At 62.2% G+C, this 19,362-nt stretch carries 21 protein-coding genes and 1 tRNA gene; 9 read left to right on the top strand and 13 right to left on the bottom strand.

Annotated features, from left to right (window positions below; all coding sequences use genetic code 11):
• Positions 1–17 precede the first annotated feature (17 nt).
• Positions 18–1,253 (bottom strand): MFS transporter, encoded by a 1,236-nt coding sequence (locus tag PJL15_RS12495; protein ID WP_281451465.1) that lies wholly within the window; start codon positions 1,251–1,253, stop codon positions 18–20.
• A gap of 172 nt (positions 1,254–1,425) precedes the next feature.
• On the opposite strand from PJL15_RS12495, the gene PJL15_RS12490 reads away from it, so the two are divergent.
• The 4 genes from PJL15_RS12490 to zapE are packed head-to-tail and all read left to right on the top strand — an operon-like array spanning position 1,426 to position 4,558.
• On the top strand, positions 1,426–1,941 hold the full coding sequence (locus tag PJL15_RS12490) for an Lrp/AsnC family transcriptional regulator (RefSeq protein ID WP_281451464.1): 516 nt from the start codon (positions 1,426–1,428) through the stop codon (positions 1,939–1,941).
• A 19-nt stretch (positions 1,942–1,960) separates the two neighbouring features.
• Complete coding sequence (locus PJL15_RS12485) at positions 1,961–2,386, top strand: DUF1761 domain-containing protein (protein ID WP_281451463.1); 426 nt, start codon at positions 1,961–1,963, stop codon at positions 2,384–2,386.
• A gap of 10 nt (positions 2,387–2,396) precedes the next feature.
• On the top strand, positions 2,397–3,392 hold the full coding sequence (gene corA / locus PJL15_RS12480; RefSeq protein ID WP_281451462.1) for a magnesium/cobalt transporter CorA: 996 nt from the start codon (positions 2,397–2,399) through the stop codon (positions 3,390–3,392).
• Positions 3,389–4,558 carry a cell division protein ZapE gene (gene zapE, locus PJL15_RS12475; RefSeq protein ID WP_281451461.1) on the top strand — a complete coding sequence of 390 codons (1,170 nt, stop codon included), beginning with the start codon at positions 3,389–3,391 and terminating at the stop codon, positions 4,556–4,558. The genes corA and zapE overlap by 4 nt, the downstream gene beginning before the upstream one ends.
• Before the next feature lie 37 nt (positions 4,559–4,595).
• On the opposite strand, the gene PJL15_RS12470 is transcribed toward zapE, so the two are convergent.
• The 6 genes from PJL15_RS12470 to PJL15_RS12445 all read right to left on the bottom strand — a co-directional run bounded on the left by PJL15_RS12470 (position 4,596) and on the right by PJL15_RS12445 (position 8,814).
• Complete coding sequence (locus tag PJL15_RS12470) at positions 4,596–5,126, bottom strand: ferritin (RefSeq protein WP_281451460.1); 531 nt, start codon at positions 5,124–5,126, stop codon at positions 4,596–4,598.
• 43 nt (positions 5,127–5,169) lie between these two features.
• On the bottom strand, positions 5,170–5,547 hold the full coding sequence (crcB, locus tag PJL15_RS12465; RefSeq protein WP_281451459.1) for a fluoride efflux transporter CrcB: 378 nt from the start codon (positions 5,545–5,547) through the stop codon (positions 5,170–5,172).
• Complete coding sequence (locus tag PJL15_RS12460; RefSeq protein ID WP_281451458.1) at positions 5,544–5,987, bottom strand: fluoride efflux transporter FluC; 444 nt, start codon at positions 5,985–5,987, stop codon at positions 5,544–5,546. The genes crcB and PJL15_RS12460 overlap by 4 nt, the downstream gene beginning before the upstream one ends.
• Positions 5,974–6,507, bottom strand: coding sequence for a universal stress protein (locus PJL15_RS12455; protein ID WP_281451457.1), 534 nt, complete (start codon positions 6,505–6,507; stop codon positions 5,974–5,976). Before PJL15_RS12455 ends, PJL15_RS12460 begins: the two co-directional genes overlap by 14 nt.
• 77 nt (positions 6,508–6,584) lie before the next feature.
• The gene (locus PJL15_RS12450) at positions 6,585–8,297 is read right to left on the bottom strand and encodes an ABC1 kinase family protein (RefSeq protein ID WP_281451456.1); all 1,713 of its coding nucleotides are present in this window, start codon (positions 8,295–8,297) and stop codon (positions 6,585–6,587) included.
• Between the two features lie 4 nt (positions 8,298–8,301).
• Positions 8,302–8,814, bottom strand: coding sequence for a PadR family transcriptional regulator (locus tag PJL15_RS12445; protein WP_281451455.1), 513 nt, complete (start codon positions 8,812–8,814; stop codon positions 8,302–8,304).
• Between the two features lie 231 nt (positions 8,815–9,045).
• Between PJL15_RS12445 and PJL15_RS12440 the strand changes: the two genes are divergently transcribed.
• Positions 9,046–9,705 (top strand): DedA family protein, encoded by a 660-nt coding sequence (locus PJL15_RS12440; RefSeq protein WP_281451454.1) that lies wholly within the window; start codon positions 9,046–9,048, stop codon positions 9,703–9,705.
• Here the strand turns inward: PJL15_RS12440 and PJL15_RS12435 are convergent.
• Positions 9,671–11,092 carry an MFS transporter gene (locus tag PJL15_RS12435; RefSeq protein WP_281451453.1) on the bottom strand — a complete coding sequence of 474 codons (1,422 nt, stop codon included), beginning with the start codon at positions 11,090–11,092 and terminating at the stop codon, positions 9,671–9,673. The two genes, PJL15_RS12440 and PJL15_RS12435, sit on opposite strands and share 35 nt — an antisense overlap.
• A gap of 217 nt (positions 11,093–11,309) precedes the next feature.
• Between PJL15_RS12435 and PJL15_RS12430 the strand changes: the two genes are divergently transcribed.
• Positions 11,310–12,200, top strand: a complete 891-nt coding sequence (locus tag PJL15_RS12430) for a helix-turn-helix transcriptional regulator (protein ID WP_281451452.1) — start codon at positions 11,310–11,312, stop codon at positions 12,198–12,200.
• Positions 12,201–12,719: 519 nt separating this feature from the next.
• Positions 12,720–14,333, top strand: a complete 1,614-nt coding sequence (locus PJL15_RS12425; RefSeq protein WP_281451554.1) for a DUF6119 family protein — start codon at positions 12,720–12,722, stop codon at positions 14,331–14,333.
• A 175-nt stretch (positions 14,334–14,508) separates the two neighbouring features.
• Here the strand turns inward: PJL15_RS12425 and PJL15_RS12420 are convergent.
• From PJL15_RS12420 to galU, 5 genes are all read right to left on the bottom strand, one after another.
• Positions 14,509–14,581 (bottom strand) — tRNA-Ala (locus PJL15_RS12420).
• A gap of 36 nt (positions 14,582–14,617) precedes the next feature.
• The gene (locus PJL15_RS12415) at positions 14,618–15,418 is read right to left on the bottom strand and encodes an SDR family oxidoreductase (RefSeq protein WP_281451451.1); all 801 of its coding nucleotides are present in this window, start codon (positions 15,416–15,418) and stop codon (positions 14,618–14,620) included.
• A 6-nt stretch (positions 15,419–15,424) separates the two neighbouring features.
• Entirely contained in the window at positions 15,425–16,312 is an 888-nt protein-coding gene (locus PJL15_RS12410; protein ID WP_281451553.1) for a hypothetical protein, read from the bottom strand.
• A 130-nt stretch (positions 16,313–16,442) separates the two neighbouring features.
• The gene (locus tag PJL15_RS12405; RefSeq protein ID WP_281451552.1) at positions 16,443–17,069 is read right to left on the bottom strand and encodes a GNAT family N-acetyltransferase; all 627 of its coding nucleotides are present in this window, start codon (positions 17,067–17,069) and stop codon (positions 16,443–16,445) included.
• A 5-nt stretch (positions 17,070–17,074) separates the two neighbouring features.
• Complete coding sequence (gene galU, locus PJL15_RS12400) at positions 17,075–18,010, bottom strand: UTP--glucose-1-phosphate uridylyltransferase GalU (RefSeq protein WP_432443820.1); 936 nt, start codon at positions 18,008–18,010, stop codon at positions 17,075–17,077.
• 98 nt (positions 18,011–18,108) lie between these two features.
• Between galU and PJL15_RS12395 the strand changes: the two genes are divergently transcribed.
• On the top strand, positions 18,109–18,723 hold the full coding sequence (locus PJL15_RS12395) for a 5-formyltetrahydrofolate cyclo-ligase (protein WP_281451449.1): 615 nt from the start codon (positions 18,109–18,111) through the stop codon (positions 18,721–18,723).
• 241 nt (positions 18,724–18,964) lie between these two features.
• Positions 18,965–19,234 (top strand): FmdB family zinc ribbon protein, encoded by a 270-nt coding sequence (locus PJL15_RS12390; RefSeq protein ID WP_281451448.1) that lies wholly within the window; start codon positions 18,965–18,967, stop codon positions 19,232–19,234.
• The last annotated feature ends 128 nt before the right edge of the window (positions 19,235–19,362 follow it).

Below are 19,362 nucleotides of genomic sequence, written 5' to 3'. Positions count from 1 at the left end.
CCCAGGCCCTCCGGCCATCAGCCGCGCAGTGCACTCCTCATGGACACTGCCGCCAACGTCAGAGCCGCAACGCCGCACAGCGCAGTGAAACCCACGACGGCGGTCTGCAGGCCCAACGCCGTGACTGCGATTCCCAGCCCAATCACCGGAACGGCGCTGCCCAGATACGTAATGACGTAGACCGTGCTGATGACTTGGGCGTGACGGGCGGCCTCCACTTTTCCAGCGACCTCGTTGAATACCTGCCGGAAGGCAACGCCCTGGCCAAACCCGGCGGTGATGCTCGCGGCCACCAACAGCCAAGGACTTGACCACGCTGCGGCAGCGCCCACCAGGACTACGGATACGCCCAGCACCGCGAGCGCTACGGGGACAACAAAGCGCCCGCGCACCCCCAGCAACTGGCTGAGCGCTGAAGCGCCCAATGTGATGCCGGCCAACACACCAATCAGGGGCCGGGAGTCCGCGTGAACCACTGTGGCGAAGTACCCCGGCGCCAGCGACAAGCAGAAGCCGAACACCGCAAAACTCAGGAATCCCGTTGCCGCTGCCATCCAGAAAGCGCCCCTGGCATCCTGTGAGATGGACGGTTTGCGCGGGGCCAGGACCCTGTGGGCTTTGGGACCTGCCGCTGGGGCGATCGCGGGCCTTGCTTTCAGGAGCCACAACGGAATGAGCGCCGCCAGCAGCACCGCTGAATGGACGTAGTAGGGCGTGCGGGTAGGGTCAGGCAAGAGTGACAAGAGACCGCCGATGGCAGGACCGGCGGCCACGCCGCCTGCCGAGGAAAGCAGGGTGAAGCGGGATGCCCAATCCGGGCGTTGGGGCAGCAACTCCCGCAGGGCTGCCGAACTGGCTCCGGTGGCGAGCCCTACCGCAACACCTTGCAGCGCCCGGCCCGCGCTAAGGGAAAGCAACGAATCGGCATTGGCGAAGATCACCCCGCCCATCAGGCCCACCAGCACTGCCAGGACCAACGCTGCCCGCCGCCCAATGTGGTCCGACCAGTGTCCGGCCACCATGAGCACGGCGACCAGCGCCAGCACATAGCTGGAAAAAGCCACGGTCACATCGAGTGAGGACAGGCCGATCCTGGCTTGAAGCAAGGGGTACAGGGGTGTGGCCAGGTTGGCGCCCACCAGCAACGTAAAGATCACAACCCCGGCCAGGACCAGCCTTGCCGTGGTGGAGGCATCCCATCCCCAGCGTTCGGCGGTGGCCGGACGCATGCGGAGTTCGCTCAAGACAGTCATTTCCATGCCTTCGGACTCAGTTGCCGGCTTTGGTTTCCTTGTGGGAAGCGCAGGTCCGGCCAATTAGTGATGGCAATAGAATGCAGGAGCACTGATCTTCAAGAGCTGCAAAGGTGCAAGGATTGAGCAAAATACTCAAAGACGTAGTAGCCGAGTGATCTGGAGTGACCATTTGAACACCCTCGACCCCATGGACCTGAAGATCCTGCTGGAACTCATCAAGGACCCCCGTATCCAGATCGCCGAATTGAGTGACGGGCTGGGCATCGCGCGGAACACCGCCCAAAGCCGGCTTAAGCGCCTGCTGCGCACCGGCGTCCTGCAGGCCGCTGGACGGGAGGTCGACCTCGAAAAGGTGGGTTACGACGTCGTCGCTTTCGTCACAATTGAAGTCACCCACCGCGAACTCGACGGCGTAATTGGCGCCTTGCGCCTCATTCCCCAGGTCCTTGAGGTGCATGAAATCTCCGGGCGCGGGGACCTGTGGTGCCGCGTAGTAGCAACGGATACCCACAATCTGCAGTCCGCTTTGCGATCGGTCCTGCGCACCAAGGGAGTCATCCGGACCGAGACGGTGCTGGCACTTCACACGCACATCCCCTACCGCACAGAGCCGCTCATCGGGCGGATGGCAGCAACACCAACACGCGGCAGGAACGACAACCAGAGCCCGGGGGCGGAGGCCTGAACAAACTAGGATCTTAGGCATGGATTGGCTCTCACACATCTCCCACATCAACTGGTTCGCTGTTCTTCTGGCCTTCGTTTCAAGCATGGTGATCGGATTCGTCTGGTACATGCCGGCCGTTCTTGGACGCAGGTGGATGCAGGCGATCGGCAAGACCGAGGACGACCTCAAGAACATCGAAGGCGGCGCGGGGATTTGGGTGCCCATGATGCTCGCTGCTGCCGTGACCAGCATCCTCCTGGCCATCCTGGTCAGCGCATTGGAGCTGAACACGTTCTGGGCAGGCGCCCTCTTCGCCCTGATCCTCGCCGTGGTGTTCCGCGCCGGCGGCCACGTGATCCACAACGGCTTTGCAGGGCGTCCCTCGGCCGTGACCGTGATCGATTCAGGGCACGACATCGTTGCCATGACTGTTGCGGGCGCCATCATCGGGGCCATGCAGTAGCGTTCAACCTGTGACCATTATCGACAACGCCGTTTACGTGGACGGCGTCCGCACAGCCACCCCGCACAGCCTCGAGCAGACCTTCGAGACCCTGGCCAAACACGGTGGCATGGCCTGGATCGGCCTCTATCGCCCTACCCAGGAAGAAATGGCTGCGGTAGCCAAGGAGTTCGGCCTGCACAGGCTCGCCGTGGAGGATGCCGTTTCAGCCCATCAGCGGCCCAAGATTGAACGCTATGACAGCAGCTTGTTCACCGTCCTGCGGCCCGCGAGGTATCTGGACGACACCGAATCCGTGGAGTTCGGAGAGCTGCACATCTTCACCGGCTCCAACTTCGTGGTGACCATCCGCCATGCCGAAACCGGCGGAGTAGCGCGTGTCCGCCACAGGTTGGAAGCCCGGCCGGACCTGTTGTGCCACGGCCCCGAAGCGGTCCTCTACGCTCTCCTGGACCAGGTAGTGGATGACTACGCGCCCGTGGTTGCGGGTTTGGAGAACGACATCGACGAGATCGAAGACCAACTCTTCAGCGGCGACAGCGCCGTGTCCCGAAGGATCTACGAACTCGCCCGCGAAGTCATCCAGTTCCAGCGCGCCATCCAGCCCCTCCCCGACGTCATGTCCTTGCTGGAGAAGGGCTTTGAAAAATATGGCGTGGACATCGAGCTGCAGCGTTCCCTCCGGGATGTCGAAGACCACGTGCAGCGCGTCATTTCCCGGGTGAACTCTTTCAGGGATTTGCTCCAGAACGCGTTGACGTTGGACGGCACGCTGACCGCCAACCGGCAAAATGAGGCCAGTGCCGCCCAAAACGAGCAGGTCAAGAAGATCTCCTCCTGGGCCGCCATCCTCTTCGCGCCGTCGTTCGTGGCCGGAATCTACGGGATGAACTTCGACAACATGCCCGAACTCCACTGGGACTTCGGCTACCCCATGGCCATCGGCCTCATGGTGGGCGCGGCGCTGCTCATGTACCTCATCTTCAAACGCAAAGGCTGGCTGTGACGCCTCTTTTGAGGCCGGCTCCGCGGGCAGCGCAGGACACTGCCAGGACGTTGCTTGACGGGATAGTCCTCGACGCCGGGCGCTCGGGCTTTGCGCTGGAAGAAAGCCAGCGGCAAGCAGCCGGGCGGCTGGCGGCCCTGGGCGCGGAGGTGACGGTCCGGCGTCGGACCCTTTCCCGGAAGGCGCCACGGAGCCTCTACCTCCACGGGCCGGTGGGCCGCGGAAAGACGTGGTTGATGGACAGCTTCTACGCACACTTGGGAGTGCGCAAACGGCGCGTGCATTTCCATGACTTCTTCCGCAAGCTCCACGCGGGTACCCACGATCCGCATGCAGGCAGCGCAACGGCCATCCAGCATTCGGTGGACACGCTGCTTGAGGGCATCGACGTGCTTTTCTTCGACGAATTCCACGTCCACGATGTTGGTGACGGCATGTTTATAGCGCGTCTCCTTCGCACCGCCGCCCAGCGCCGTATCCCGCTCGCGGTCACCTCGAATTACGCACCGGACGATCTTCTGCCCAATCCCCTGTGGCACGAGCATTTCCTGCCCACCATTGAGGCCATCAAGGAGATGATGGACATTGTGAAGATCGATGGGTCCTCGGACTTCCGACGCTTCCCGGCCGCAGGGTCCCACCCACCCCAAGGGTTCGAATCCTTCAAGACCGGACGGATAGTGACGCCGGGTACGCCCCGGCAGCTTGGCCGGCTCGGCCTGTTCGCCCCGTCCGCCTCGCAAAGCCGGGTACTGACCCCTACAACCCAACCGATCGTGGTCAAGAACTCAGATCCCGAGGTCCTTTGGCTTGGATTCGAGGAGTTGTGCGGAGGGCTGACCTCCACGTCCGACTACCTGGTCCTGGCCGAAACGTTCACCACGTGGGTAATCGACGGCGTCCCCTCACCTGCGGCGTCCACGGCAGCATCGGCGCCCGCCTGGCAACGGTTCAGCAACGTCGTGGACGTGCTGCACGATCAGGACATCACCTTGTTCCTGATAGGCAAGGGGCCATTGGACTGGGACTTGGAGGTGGGTACGGGCACCGAGGCGCCGGGCACCGGCCTGCCGGTGGACCTCGCACGCATTGCCAGCCGACTGTCCTTGCTCAGCCGTTCACTCGACGACGATGACGCTGCACGAGAAGAGGCCGCCGGAAGCTGAGCCTCCGACGACCTCTTCATGGCGTGGGCTTTGGTCCCTAGAGGACGCCACCGGCGGCCGAGGGAGCGCTGGCGTCATGTCCGCCGTCGCCGACTGCTTCGCGGGCGACGTAGTTCTCGATGTCGAAGAGGTTCTCAGCACGCTCGGTGATGTTCAGGAGCGTGGTCATCGATGCGACCTCTTCCACCTGCTCCTTCAGGAACCACAACATGAACTGCTCACCCAAGGCGTCGCCCTCGGCGCGGGCGGCGCGGAACATCTCCTCAATGTTGCGGGTGACTTCCTTCTCCTGCTCCAGGGCCAAGGCGATGGGTTCCTTGGCGTTGGAGAAGTTGTTGCGCACAGGGGCGATGCCCGGGATTTCCACGTGCACGTTACGGTCCAGCATGTACTGGACCATCATCATGGCGTGGTTGCGTTCCTCCAGCGATTGCCGGTAGAAGTGCCGGGCAAGCTGCGGCAAGTCTTCACCGTCAAAGTACACAGCCACGGCGATGTACTGCTGGGACGCTGCAAACTCGTTGGCAACCTGGGTGGACAACAGTTCATTGAAAGTCTTCTTAGCCATGGCTCGATCCTACAGCCGGGCAGGTGCCTCTTTCAGGGGTCTCTCACTGGCCCGGCAAGAGGTAACTGGCGCCCACACCCGCCGCCGCAGCAAGGACACTGGCGGCCATGGACCCTACACCGTTGACCAGTGCCAGCCCGGTCCTCCCGCTCTGGATCAACCGGATAGTCTCCAGGCTTGCGGTGCTGAATGTTGTGTAGCCGCCCAGGAAGCCGGTCCCCAGGACCAAATACAGGGACTCGGGCGCCTGGCCACGCATCATGAGCCCAGCGAGGAAGCCGAGCAGCAGGGAGCCTGAAACGTTGATCAGAATGGTGCCCCACGGGAGGGCGGTCTTTAACCTTGCACGGATGAGGCCGTCCACCATGAATCTGGCAGCAGCACCGGTTCCCCCGGCCAAGCCAAGCAAGAGGACCATCACGCCCGGGCCCCTGAAGTCAGCCTGTGATGCCAGGCGCCGAGCCAGATGCCAGCAGTGGTGGCAGCGGCCCCACCCAGCAGGCTCGCAACCAGGTAGCCCGCCGCCGCGGGGGCCGCATCGGCGGCCACCAAGTGGACGGCGTCCACCGCGAGGGTGCTGTAGGTGGTGTAGGCGCCCAAGAACCCCGTGCCCAGCGCGAGCCGCAACACGCGGCGGCTACCGACGTCGGGCCCCCTCCGTGAGAGTGCCTCCAGAAGGGCGCCAAGGGCCAAAGCACCCGAAAGGTTGATAACCAGCGTGGGCAAGGGCCAGGCACCTGGCGCAGGGATCAGCAACCCCAGGCCGTAGCGGGTCATCGCCCCCAAGACCCCTCCGGCTGCAACGATGCCCATGAATCCCCAGTGCAGGTGTACCGGACGTATGGCCTTATTCCTGGTCATCGTCGTTCGGGATCCGAGGGTTCACTGGCACCACGAGCACTGGGCGGTGCTGCCGATGAGCCAGATGGCGCGCCACCGAACCGGCCGTGATGTCCTTGAGCGTCGCGGTCAAACCGTGCTGACGGGTGCCCACCACGATCATGGACGCATCCAACTCCTCAGCCTCGCGGGCCAGCGCCTTTGCCGGCTCACCCGCCAGAGGGACGATGCTCCACTGGAGGTCCGGGGACGGCAGCTGTTCGGCGATCGTCTTCTTCAGGGAATCGAGGGCGTTGCCGGCTTCGGCGTCGTCTCCGTCCACGCCGTCAGGATCGATTGGCGCGGCCGGTCCCCCAGTGGTCCCGTCCACCGGGTAAACCGTGACATCGGCGTAAGCGAACACGAGTGCAAGGCCTGCACTGGCGGCCACTGCGGCCGCTTGCTCCACCACCATCGGATGCTGACCAGGCATGACGCCAACCAGAACGGGTCCGTTCATGCCGCCGGATACCTCACGACGACGGGCGGGGGTCTCAGTCACAGGGCAATTCTACGGCGCCCCCATTCAACCGCTGTCCTGTCAACGGCCGTCCCGTCAGCCCCTGTGCCGACGACCCGTCAGCCCCTGTGCCGACGACCCGTCAGCACCGCCGCGAGCAACGGGATTACAGACACGATCATCAGCACGTTGCCCAGCACCATATCCCCACCCCGGACAACGGATCCGGCAATCAGGAGCGCCCCAAACATCAGCGCCGCTACGCCTCCGCGTGCCAGCCGGATGAGTCTGGCCATCTGGCGTTCCAACCGCCTGTTGGAAAACTGCAGCGAACCGTCCTCCACACGGGTGATCAGTCCGTCCAGCCGTTTGGGCAGGCGAAAGGCCAACGCTGCGGCCTCGACGGCCTGCGCTGCGACGTCGTTGACCAGATTGCCGCGTTCATCCCGTAACAGCTGCGCCGCAAACGGTTCCACCGAATCCCACAGGTTGAAGCGGGCGTCCAGCGAACTGCAGACTCCGGAAGTCAGGGACATGGCACGGATGATGAGCAGGAAATTCTCCGGCAGCTGGAAAGGCAGTGAGCGGATAACGCTTCCGAACTCCGCCCCGAAATCGCGGAACTCCCGCGGGTCCACGTCACGAAGCTCTGCGAAGCCCATGCCTCCAAAACGCGCGAACAGCTGGGTCATGGCCCGTTCCAGTTCGCCAGCGTCAGCCGAGGGCATCAGCACGCCAATGTCGCTGATGGCGGCCACCAATCCCTTACCGTCCCGCGAAGCCGCAGCGATCAAAAGCTTGCGAAGCCCGGACCGTGTCTTCGCAGGAACCTCGCCCATCATCCCGAAATCAATGAAGGTCAGCTTCCAGGGATGGTCCGATGTGCGGTCGGTGGGTGTCACGAAAATGTTGCCAGGGTGAGGATCGGCGTGGAAAAAGCCATTGGTAAAAAGCTGGTCAAACATCACTGAGGCGAAAACGGGGGCCACAGCGGCGGGGTCGATGCCAGCCAACCGGAGCGCCTCGGCGTCTGTGATCTTGATGGCGGTGACGTCCTCGAGGGTAAGCACCCGGCGGGTGGTCCGCTCCCACACCACCCCCGGCACGGTTACCCGGGCATCGTGGGCGAAGTCAGTGGCAAAACGCTCCGAGTTCGCCGCTTCATTGAGGTAATCGATCTCCTCCAGGCTGGTCTGGGCAAACTCCTTGATCAGCGCCGGGACGTCGGCACGGTCAGAGACGATGCGGATCCGGCTCAGCCACCCTCCCACTTTCCGCAGCGCCGCCAAGTCGATGTCCACAATGGCCTGGATGCCTGGCCGCTGGACTTTGAACACCACGCTGCTCAGCCCTGTGTCCTCCGCATTGCCGGGAAGGAGCTTGGCGCGGTGGGCTTGCCCGAGGGACGCTGCAGCAATTGGCGTCTCCTCGATGGAGGCAAACACCGCTTCCAAAGATGCTCCCAGTTCGGCTTCGGCAAGTTTGCGAATGGCCGGGAACGGGACGGGCGGCACCTCGTCCTGGAGACCCTCCAGTTCGGCGGTGATCTCCGGCGGCAGGACATCCAGCCGCGAGGACATGAACTGGCCCACTTTGATCATCAGGCCGCCGAGTTCCACCGCGAGTTGATGGAAGCGCTGGGCAAAACGCCTCATTCTCCGTGAACGATTGCGTTCAGTCAGCCGGCGAAGGCCCAACCGGGGCAGGAAAAGCTCGAACCACCACGTCACTGCGAGATGCCAGGCCGCAAACCGCAGAATGCGGCGGTAACGCGCACTGGCACTCACTGCGCCGGGTACATGCTCTGCCTGATCGGGTCGGTCCGACGTCACCCTTTCAGTCCTGGGCGAGGATCGAGTACAAGCGGCGGCGGGCATCTTCGAGCACCGTCACCGCGTCCCTGACCTGTTGGGGTGTGCCTGTCCGGCCCACTTGGGCTGCGGCCTGGGCCAGCTCTACCCCGGCTTTGGGCAGTGCAGCGAACCCTGGGCCCGATGCCGAACCCACAGAGCCCCAGGGCGCGGCGGTCTCCGAACTTGCCACATCTTCCCTGCCCGCTTCGGTCAGTGCATAAATCTTGCGCCCGCTGGCTTCCTCCGAACTGACGAACCCCTCATCAGAGAGAAGCTGGAGAGTCGGGTAAACGGAGCCTGCACTTGGCTTCCAACTGCCACCACTGCGCTCCTCGATTTCCCGAATGATCTGATAACCGTGCATGGGGCGTTCAGCCAAAAGGGCCAGGATAGCCGTCCTCAGTTCGCCGCGGCCTGCCCGGCCGGCGGAACGCTTCTCGAATCTTGAACGAAACTCGTCCACGGCCTGCCACATGCCGTCAAAGTTGTTTCCCATAAAACCGTTTGAAGGAAATGAATTGTGCATCAAGCCCACCTCAGGAAGTCGCGAACGATACTGAACGATATAGCTAACGATATACTCGTGGTCCACCCGAGGCAATGGGTCAGTTGGCATCGTGCCGCATTGGGTGCCGTGCGCCGCCGTCCGCTGTCGACGAACCGCGTTGCCCGAGAGTATTCGTGGCAATAGCGTTGAGGGAGCCGAAGACCATGAAAGGGCCACGAGTTGATCAGCGCACTGAGAGTCCCCGGTTCGACCGAAAACCTGACCGGCATAGTGGGAATCGCAGCCCAGGTGATCGACGCCCTGGGCGAATGGGGCGTTGGGTTGATGACGTTCCTGGAGACCGTCTTTCCGCCCATTCCCAGCGAGGTGATCCTCCCACTGGCAGGGTTCCTTACCCAGCAGGGCAGCATGAACATCGTTCTGGTGTTCGTAACCAGCACGCTGGGCGCTTATGCGGGCGCGTTGTTCCTTTACTGGCTTGGATACAAAATTGGCTTGGAAAAGTCCATCTCATTGCTTTCGAAGCTGCCTCTGGTGGACAGGGAGGACTTCGAAAAGGCCTCCAAGTGGTTTGAACGCCACGGCAAATCCGCGATTTTCTTCGGCAGGCTTCTGCCCGGCGTACGAAGCCTCATCTCCCTGCCGGCGGGCGCCGAACGGATGAACCTCCTGACGTTTTCCATTTTCACGATTGCCGGCGCGGGCCTGTGGAATGCCTTGCTGATCGGCTTAGGGTCCTTGCTGGGCACGCAGTATCACCTGATCGAGCAGTATTCGCGGTTTCTCAATTACGCGGTGTACGCAGCTCTGGCGGTATTCCTGGGCTGGCTTATTGTCCGGAGTGTCAGGCGTCGTCGGAGGTCAGCCGAGCGCCGGTAGTGCTGGCGGGACGGTCCCGTGTCGGTTGTCGCAGAAACACACCCATAAGAAGGGCCGCCAACAGGCACAACCCGGCGTTGACCCAGATAGCGGTGGTGACGCCGCTGAGGACCGGCACCGCACCGTGGTCTCCAATGATCTGCGCAGTAAACACGGCGCTCATGACCGGTATTCCCAGGGTGATTCCGATCTGCTGGCTCATGGTCGCCAGTCCGGTGGCCAACCCCTGTTCGGATTCGGGCAGACCAGAGGTTGCAGTAACCATAAAGCCGACAATGACTACAAGGTTCGCCACTCCCCCGATGAACGTTGCCGCCAGCAACAGGCCGATGGAAGCAGGGTCCGTGCTCAGCAGCACCAGCGTGCCGGTAGCCGTTGCTTGGACGAGGAATCCATAAACTATGGCCTTCTTGCTCCCGATCTTGGCGATGATCTTCGGCCCCAGGACACCGCCAAGAACAGTACCGAGACCCAGCACAGCAAAGGCCAATCCTGCGCCGAGCGGGGTGTAGCCGAGGACTTGCTGCAGGTAAAGGGTCAGGAGGAAGACCAGTGACGTCTCAGTGACGAAGGCCAGAATACCTGCGATGTTCCCCCAGGCCACCGTCGACCGCTTCAGAATCTCCATCGGTACCAACGGCGACGCGGCCCGGAGTTCGACGGCCACGAAGATGACAAAGAGAACGACGGCGGCCCCAAGGGAACCCAGCGTCAGAGGATCGCTCCACGAGTGCTCGGCCGCGCGCGTGAGTCCAAAGACCAAGGCCAGGAGGCCCAGCGTCACCGTGATGGCCCCCGGCACGTCCAACCGCAACCTGGCAGTGGGCTTGCTCTCGGCCAGGACGATCGGGGCTATGACAAGCACGGCAACGGCCACTGGAACGTTGATGAAAAAGGCCCATCGCCAGCTGAGCAGATCCGTCAGGAGGCCTCCTAGGATGGCGCCGGTGGTGAAACCTGCAGCCATGAGGGATCCGTTCAGGCCCAGCGCTTTGTCCCTCAGCGGTCCTTCCGGGAACGAAGCAAGCAACAGTGACAAGGCAGCGGGAACGACGATTGCCGTGGCGATGCCTTGGCCCACGCGGGCTATCAGCAGCACGGCTGGGGCGACCGCCAGGCCACCGGCCAGCGAGGCTGCACCGAGCAGGGCCATGCCGGTGAGGAACATTGTGCGACGGCCTACGATGTCCGCTACACGTCCGAACAGTAAAGTCAGCCCAGCGGCGCATAAGGCGAACGCCGTCGCGATCCATTGGAGGTTCTCCAGGCTGAAGCCGACGTCGGCTCCAATGGCTGGGAGTGCGACGTTGAGGATGGAGAAATCAACGGCCAGGGTGAAACTGGCAGCGAGCAGGACAACAAGTGCGAGCCTCTGCCTGCCTGTCATTCGCCCCGTTTTGGCGGTTGCAGGTCTGGTTTCGGTTGAGGACGGGCTGTCCGGTCCTGCTGCAACGTGTGAGGTCACTGGCGTTGTCCTTCTGTGGAGGGGATGCTGCATCTTGAAACTCCACTGTCATGGAATGCCCGGGGAACAACCACACCCTCTCTTGCCTACCACTGGCAGGGACAGGACAGTGTCCCTGAAGACCGGCAGAATGGGGTTCATGACCAACCACAGCGAACTTGGGGAGTTCCTTCGTGTCCGTCGAGCTGCACTGCAGCCGGAGGACGTCGGCCTGCTCAACTACGGCATTCGCCGCGTGCCCGGGCTCCGCCGCGAAGAGCTGGCGATGCTAGCCGGGGTGAGCAGCACCTATTACACGCGCCTGGAGCAGGGCCAAAGTGCCAATGCCTCCGAAGCCGTCATTGATGCTATCGCCAGGGCCCTGAACCTGAACACCGATGAGCGCGCACACCTCTTCAACCTTGCGCGGCCGGTCGCCAGCAAGCGGCGGACGTCGGCCCGGGCGGACAAAGCCAGGCCCGGAACATTGCGACTGATCCAGTCCATGCCCAACACTCCGGCCATCGTGCTGGGGCGCCGCAGCGAAGTGCTGGCGTGGAACCGACTCGGTCACCGGCTGGTTGCGGGGCACCTGGATTTCGATGCCCCGTCATCGCCGGCCACGCGGCCCAACATGACAAGACTGCTGTTCCTCGATCCGCACACCCGCGAGTTGTACACGCGATGGAGGGAGGAAGCCACGCGCGCTGTTTCATCCCTGCGGTTGGTTGCCGGGCGCTCAAACGATGACGCCGAACTGGCCTCCCTGGTGGGCGAGCTGACCATGAACAGCGAAGAATTCGCCAAACTGTGGGCCCGTCACCCGGTTGAAAACTGCATGTCCGGACTGAAATACCTGCACCACCCCGAAGTCGGTGACCTTGAGCTCCACTTCGAAGTCCTGACCCCTCCGGACGAGTCAGGCCACCGGATTCTTATGTACGCCGCTGACCCGGGGTTACCCGCGGCGGAAGCCCTTCAGCTGCTGGCGTCCGCACAGCCAGTCGCAGATCTTGAGGCGGACCGCCCCCTGGGATCCAGGCCCCTTTAGTCCGCGGGGTTCAGCTGAGCCGCCCAACTGCCTGTACACCGCGATGGCCTCTGTAGGAATGGAATCGCCGTCCTCGGCCCGCGCACAACGCTTTTCCACGGCGTTCAGGGGGTAGACCAGCATGTTGTTTTGCTCGGCGTGAGGCGCCAATTCCCGCCCGAGGGAGTCGCCTGCGGACCGCGCCTAAGCCCTTAGCGGTGGCATCGAACGCCACGAGACGTATCCCTACGCCGCACTCGTACAGGAAAGCGGAGTCCATCCGGACCGGAATGGTCTAGTGCCCGTCGCCAAACGGCATGAGGCGCGTCGGGTGACCGTTCGGCACAAAGACCACAGGGAGGCCCATGCAGCGGTACTGCGAAGTGCAGGCACGCCCTCTCGCTCAACCTGCCGGCGATCAGGGACTCTCACCCCTACAATAGCCTCAACCCGGCTGGCCGGGTGTTAGACAATGATGACGAGCGCAGTGACCGCTGGCATCGAATCACCTGGGGGAACACTGTCGTGGCAGCGAAGTCGATGTCGATATATCTACTAAAGTCCGGCGTGAGCATCGAATCGGCAATAAAAGATGACAGCGGCTACAAAGAAGTCGATGTATCGGCCAGCACCATTTCGAATCTCCGCGTATTTCTTAAACCAGGAAGTCCGAAACAGCCATGGTGGAAGACATACCTCGGCCTCGGTGTTGATCTCCTCCAGCAGTCAAACTCCGCAACAGCTTTCGTGGGCATCAAAAAACAGACGTTTGCGCTGACCTTCGGCTCAGGGCAGCATCTATTAAGGGAGGACTCGTATGTCCACGATTTCGGAACCCGCGTTGTTCTCAACTCCGTGGACCCTAACAAATTGAAAAGTGCGGACACTCTCGATCCTGAATCTTCACAACGACGACGGACTCAAATTCCATATGACGGCGACCTCGCGCTCCTGAGCTTTACCAGTGATAGCTCTGTCCTCAGGAGCTTGACCGGGAAAGCAAAGGCGGAGCATAACGACCTAGTCCGCAGCGTGACTGGCGCTGCCTGCCTCCGGGTCACAACTCCAACAGAACCTGGTGACCTCGTCGTACTTCTGAAACGTCTACACAAGCTCTATAAGTCGAAGGGATTCCGCAAAACCTTTCCTGACATCGCCCAGATTCGTCCAATCACCGATCCTTCGACGATTGACCCGCTCAATCAGCAGTTGGCCGCCGCTGTCTTCGACGTCTCCGCACCCATAGTCCTCACGGTGCCAGATGTCTTGGACTACGGGGACGAAAGTTACGTCCAGTTTTCTGGGCGTGGCGTCAGTGAGATGTTCGACGACGTCTATATCAAGCACTACCGCGAATACCTTGAAGGAAAGGGCATTACTTCAGAGACCTTCGCCGTCGACGACTTAAAGCACGATGAATTGGTTCTTCTCAACGGGAGCCACGAAGCAATGCAACGTTGGAGCATCTTCCGCTCCCTAGTTTTCGAAGCCCAGGCAGATGAGGGTTACAGCTACCATTTCAGCGATGGAGCTTGGTTCCGGGTAGCAACAGGCCTTCTTGAATCGCTCCGGGATTTCCTTGATCCTTACTGGATCGAAGCGACGCTGCCAGAACACCAATGGGCCAGCGAGGCCGAATACAACGCCGAAGTCTGTTTGGCCAACGGAAGCGTCTGCCTAGACCAGACAAACATCAGCCCTTCGGGACAAACCCAGGTGGAGCCGTGTGACATTCTACGGATCGGACAGGAGCATGTTGAATTCGTCCATGTCAAGATTGGAACCAGCTCATCAATGCTCAGCCACCTCTTCAACCAAGCGGCTAACTCAGTGCAACTCCTCCGAACAAGCGACGAAGCGTCGAAGAACCTCCTGAAACTCGTGGAAGAGAGGGCTGACGCCGCTGCAGCAGAACACGTCGCTAAGGCGCTTGAGACCAATTCGTATACTGTGTCGATCGCTATCGTGAGCCACAAGCGGACGCCGGAGCGCAAGTCCGCAAACCTTCCTATCTTCTCGCGGATCTCTCTACGTCGCGCACTAGTCGCCCTAAAAGCAATGGACGTTACAACGACCGTCCAGCTGGTGCCAGACGCTACGAATCGAGCCGGAAAACAGAAACCACGAAAGCTGCGCGTCCGGCCCGCGACGTAGCTTGTGCGCGAACTTCGGGCTTGTCGAAGCTAAGAGCGTAAGAGCCGAAAATTCACCAACGGCATCGGAATTCACCGTAGATGTAGAGGTCAAGCTCTGACTTGCTGGACCGTGCGCCGCACTGGGCGCTACACCAGCCGCAACCCGCCAAGGGGAAAGGCGACTGACAATATTGTGGAGCTAAGGAGATTCGAACTCCTGACCTCTTCGATGCGAACGAAGCGCTCTACCAACTGAGCTATAGCCCCCTGGCCAGGAATTTCCGCCGGACCGGTGTCCCTAGGCTACAAACTTTCCCGGCGCTTTTCCAACCACGACACGAACGTCTCCATGCCAACCGCATGCTCCGGGACGAGATGGTGGCCGGCGCGAAGAAAAGCACCCATGGAACCCGGCAAAGGCACGCTGATAATCCTCCCCCGCGTCCCAGTAGTGGCCTTCCACTGCTCGGCCATTGAACGCATTGGCAGCACGTCAGGCCCACCCACGGTCCGCACCCGCTGCCCAGTCCCAGGCGAATCTGCCAACGCCTCCGCCAGCAACTCCCCTGCAACATCGGCAGGCGAAATCGTCTGGAATGCCACACCCTTGAACACCGGAATCAATCCCACACGGGCCCCGGCCGCGAAGATCCCGGCAACCAAGCTGTGGAACTGGGTTCCCCTGACCAGCACGGTTTCCAGCGGAGACGCGGCATACTTCCGTTCCTTCTCCGCTTTCGAAACGTAATAGGAAAAGTCACTCAGATCGCAGTTGATGATGGACAGCAACACAGCCTTTCGGGCGCCACCAGCAACCGCTGCCGCAAGAAGCCGCTCACCGCCGTCGGCAAATTGCTTTTGCGCCTTCCCGAACTGGCCTTCAAGGCAATCGATGACGACGTCGGCACCCGCCACCGCGGCAGCCAGTCCAACGCCAGTGGTGACGTCGCCGGCGAAGTACGTGGCGCCGTCGTAATGGGCCGGAGAACCAACAGCCGGAACGTGCCGGCTAAGCACTGACACCTCGTGCCCGGCGGCCAAGGCGAGCCGGACAACCTCACGGCCCACCTGGCCTGTACCACCGGCAACGCAGATGGAACTCATGCGGTGTTACGCGCGGCGTCTCTGGAGGACATCGTCCAGGTTGCTGAGGGCACTCTGGCCCTTGACCGAAGCTGCGACCGTTGCCGCTGCTTCAGTTTGCCCTGCGGACTGCTTCAGGACGGGCTTGCCAACAGGCTTCGGGGCCTCAGGGAGGTCCAGGGGCTCAGGGGCCGGGCGTTGGGCCTTCGCTGCATCAACGTAGGTAGGCTTCGGAACCTCGACGGGCTGCCAGCTCGCGCCTTTGGACTCTGCCGCAGCTTGCGCCGACTGGTCCCCCGCGGCAACCGCAACAGCAAGAGCCGCCTGGCGCAGCTCCACCGCCGACAAGCGGGCTTCGCGACTGCTGGCTTCGGCGTCGAAAACGGCAGTTTCCTTCGCCTCAACCACAGGTTCTTTGGGCAGGTAGCGTGCAGGCGTTGGGATGCGCGACGCCTGGGCAGCCCGGCGGGCGCGCCGTTCGCGAAGATCCCGGAGCGCGAGTTTACGCAAAACCACGACGGCGACTACCGCACCGATGAGCGACACCAGCGGCAACCAGACCGAGCCGGTTCCGAAAAGGCGAAGAATTCCGGAAACCAGTGCCGTCACCAGCAGGGCGAGCCCGGACAAAGCCAGAGTGAGCCGCGCATAGCGGATGGTGAACGGAGTGGGGGCCGGCTTGGTCGCCGAGGACTCGGCCGCGCGGGATTCCTGGGGCGACGCCGGTGCTTTGCTGTGCATGGTCTCCATCGGTTTCTCCTGCTGAGGTGCCAAATTCAGTACCACCCCTGCCTGCGGTTCGTCTGGTTCGTCGTCGAAAGCCTCTGCTGGAACAGCGGCCGCTTGGACTTGTTGCCGCCTGTTCCGCAGAACGTACGGCGCCACCCAGACCATCCACAGCGCGACAGTGACCACAAGTATCACTGAGCTGCTGAGAGGGAAGTCCACATTCAAAACCGTAGAAGCAAATCACCGGGGGTGGCGGCATTGCGGCCGGTGTGTCGTGGTCGAGTCCGCAAATGACTGGAGAAAGGGCCGAAAAGCCCTATGACCTGCCCGTTTGCCCTTTGAGCCACCTGCGCAGCAGGCCCTCCGGGACTTCCTCCGACGTCAACGCGAAGGAGCGGTGATCAGCCCACTGTCCGTTGATGTGCAGGTACCTTTCCCGGTATCCCTCATCGCGGAATCCGAGCTTCTCCACCACGCGCAGGCTGGGCGCGTTTTCCGGGCGGATATTGATTTCCATCCGGTGCAGCCCCAGCACATTGAAGCAGTGGTCGGTGGCCATCGCCACGGCTGTCGGGGCGATGCCGCGCCCGGCCCGGTCCTTGTCCACCCAATAGCCCAAGGTGGCCATCATGGCCGATCCCCAAACAATCGAGGAGACAGTCAATTGACCAACGATCGCGGGCTCCCGGACGCCGGCTGTGCGTTCAACGATGACGAACGGCAAGGCGGTGGACTGCCGGGCCTGCTCGTTGAGGGACGCGACCATTTGCCGGTAGCTGGGAAGGCGTCCACCCGGAGCCGGGTTGGACGCCTCCCACGGTGCCAGCCAATCACTGTTCCGGGAGCGGACCTCAGACCATTCCCGCTTGTCGCGATAGCGGATGGGCCGAAGTGCCAGGTCTCCGCACTCCAGCGTTACCGGCCAGATCGCAGAGCCGTACATCCGTATTACTGAGGTAGCGTCGCGGTGAAGTTCGGCAGCCACTCGCGCAGCTCAGGACCAAGATCCTCACGGTCGCATGCCAGCTCAATGCAGGCTTTGAGGTAGCTGAGCTTGTCGCCGGTGTCATAGCGTCGGCCGCGGAAGACCACGCCGTACACGCCGTAGCCCTCCCCTTCACCGGCAGCGAGGACCTCGAGGGCATCGGTCAGCTGGATTTCTCCACCCCGGCCGGGGCCGGTCTGCTCCAGGACTCCGAAGACAGCCGGGTGCAGCACGTAACGGCCAATCACGGCGAGGTTTGAAGGTGCTTCTTCCGCGGACGGCTTTTCCACCAACTGCTTGATGCGGACGTAACCGTCTTCCCCGATGTCCTCGACGTCGGCGCAACCGTAGGCGCTGATCTTGGAAGGCTCAACCTCGATCAGGGCAACCACGGAGCCGCCGGTCTTCTGCTGGACAGCGATCATTTCGCTCAGGAGGTCGTCGCGGGCGTCGATGAGGTCGTCACCCAGAAGAACGGCAAAGGGCTCGTGGCCGACGTGCTGCTTTGCACGAAGGACAGCGTGGCCAAGGCCGTTCGGGTCACCCTGCCTGACGTAGTGGATGTCGCCAAGGTTGGTGGCGGATTGAATGGCTTCCAGCTTGGCGGTGTCGCCCTTTTCAGCCAGGGTCGCTTCGAGCGCAGGAACGCGGTCAAAGTGATCTTCCAGTGCGCGCTTACTGCGCCCTGTGATCATGAGGACGTCGTGCAGGCCCACCTTGACCGCTTCTTCGACGACGTACTGGATGGCGGGCTTGTCCACCACAGGCAGCATTTCCTTCGGCATCGCCTTGGTGGCGGGAAGGAACCGGGTACCAAGACCCGCTGCGGGGATGACAGCCTTACGGACAGCGTTGTTATCGAGAGTCACCGGACTAATGTAACGGAAGTAAGAGATCATCAGCTAAACCCCCCGCCGCGCAGGCCGGACATTTTCTTACCGGCTCAACATCAGGAAACAATTATGCCGGACCCGACGAACCCCAGGATGGGAAAAAGATGGCATCGAAAGAAGACATCCGCCGCAACCGGCGACTCTACAGAAGGGGCCTGACTCCTGAGCAGATCGCGGCAGCCGGCGAGTCCCTCGCCCACCATGGAACTGCTTGGGCCAAGTCCGTCACTTCCGGCGAAGCGGCAACGTTCGCGGTGTACGTAGGGGTCGCCTTCGAACCGCCCACCATGCCTCTCCTTGAGGCGCTTCATGAAGCGGGCCACGAGGTCCTGCTTCCTGTCTGCGAGCCGGACCGACAGTTGAGTTGGGTTTACTGGACACCGTCCACGGTCTTCGTGCGATCCACCTACGCTCCCATTGACGAACCAATGGGCGAGCGATTGGACAGTTCAGTGGTTGCCTCAGCGGCCGGAATCTTCATGCCTGCCACCGCCGTGGATCGAGACGGGAACAGGATTGGCCAAGGCGGCGGATATTACGACCGGCTCCTGCAAGGCCTGGACGCGTCAGGCCGGCGGCCGCCCACCATTGCAGTGGTGTACGACGACGATCTGTTGCCTTCGGGCTCGATACCCGCCGAGGCGTTTGACCGCCCCGTGCGGGAGGTACTGACGCCTTCCGGCGTCGTGCTTCTGGAGGATGCGCCCGAAACCGACTGACTGATTTCTTCCGGATGCCCGCCCGGATGCTCGCCGGGGCGCTCCGGGGTGCTCCGGGGCGCTCCGGGGCGCTCCGGCGGGTTCCGCCCAGGGCTCCGCCATGGGTGAGTTGGGGCACATACACTGGCGAACGGCACCCGATCGAATGATAGAATTGGCACTCAGGCCCTGGGACTGCTAATGCGGAAGATATTCTGCACAGTGGAACAGGACCTGAACTTTGTCCTAAAGGAGGAACTCAGTGCCCACATACGCATACGCCTGCAAAGACTGTGACCATGCCTTCGACATCGTCCAGTCCTTCTCAGACAGCTCCCTGACAGAGTGCCCGGAATGCAAAGGCACCCTGCGCAAGAAGTTCAACAGCGTTGGCGTTGTCTTCAAGGGCTCGGGTTTCTACCGCACCGACTCCCGTGACGCCAAGGGCAGCACGGTATCCGCTGCGCCGGCAGCTCCGGCCGCGCCTGCAGCATCGGCCACTCCGACTCCCGCAGCCGCAGCAGCCAGCTAGCTGTACTGCCCAGGGAGATTGGTTGAGGCCGTGTGAGGACACGGCGTGAGATTTCCGGGATGACGAAGGCCTCCCGGTGTGGAGTGGAGCTGTCTAAGAAACCGCTGCACACCCAGGAGGCCTTCGTG

Source organism: Paenarthrobacter nitroguajacolicus (assembly GCF_029952445.1).
Lineage (GTDB): Bacteria > Actinomycetota > Actinomycetes > Actinomycetales > Micrococcaceae > Arthrobacter > Arthrobacter nitroguajacolicus_B.
This window is presented reverse-complemented; position numbering and strand designations above follow the sequence as displayed.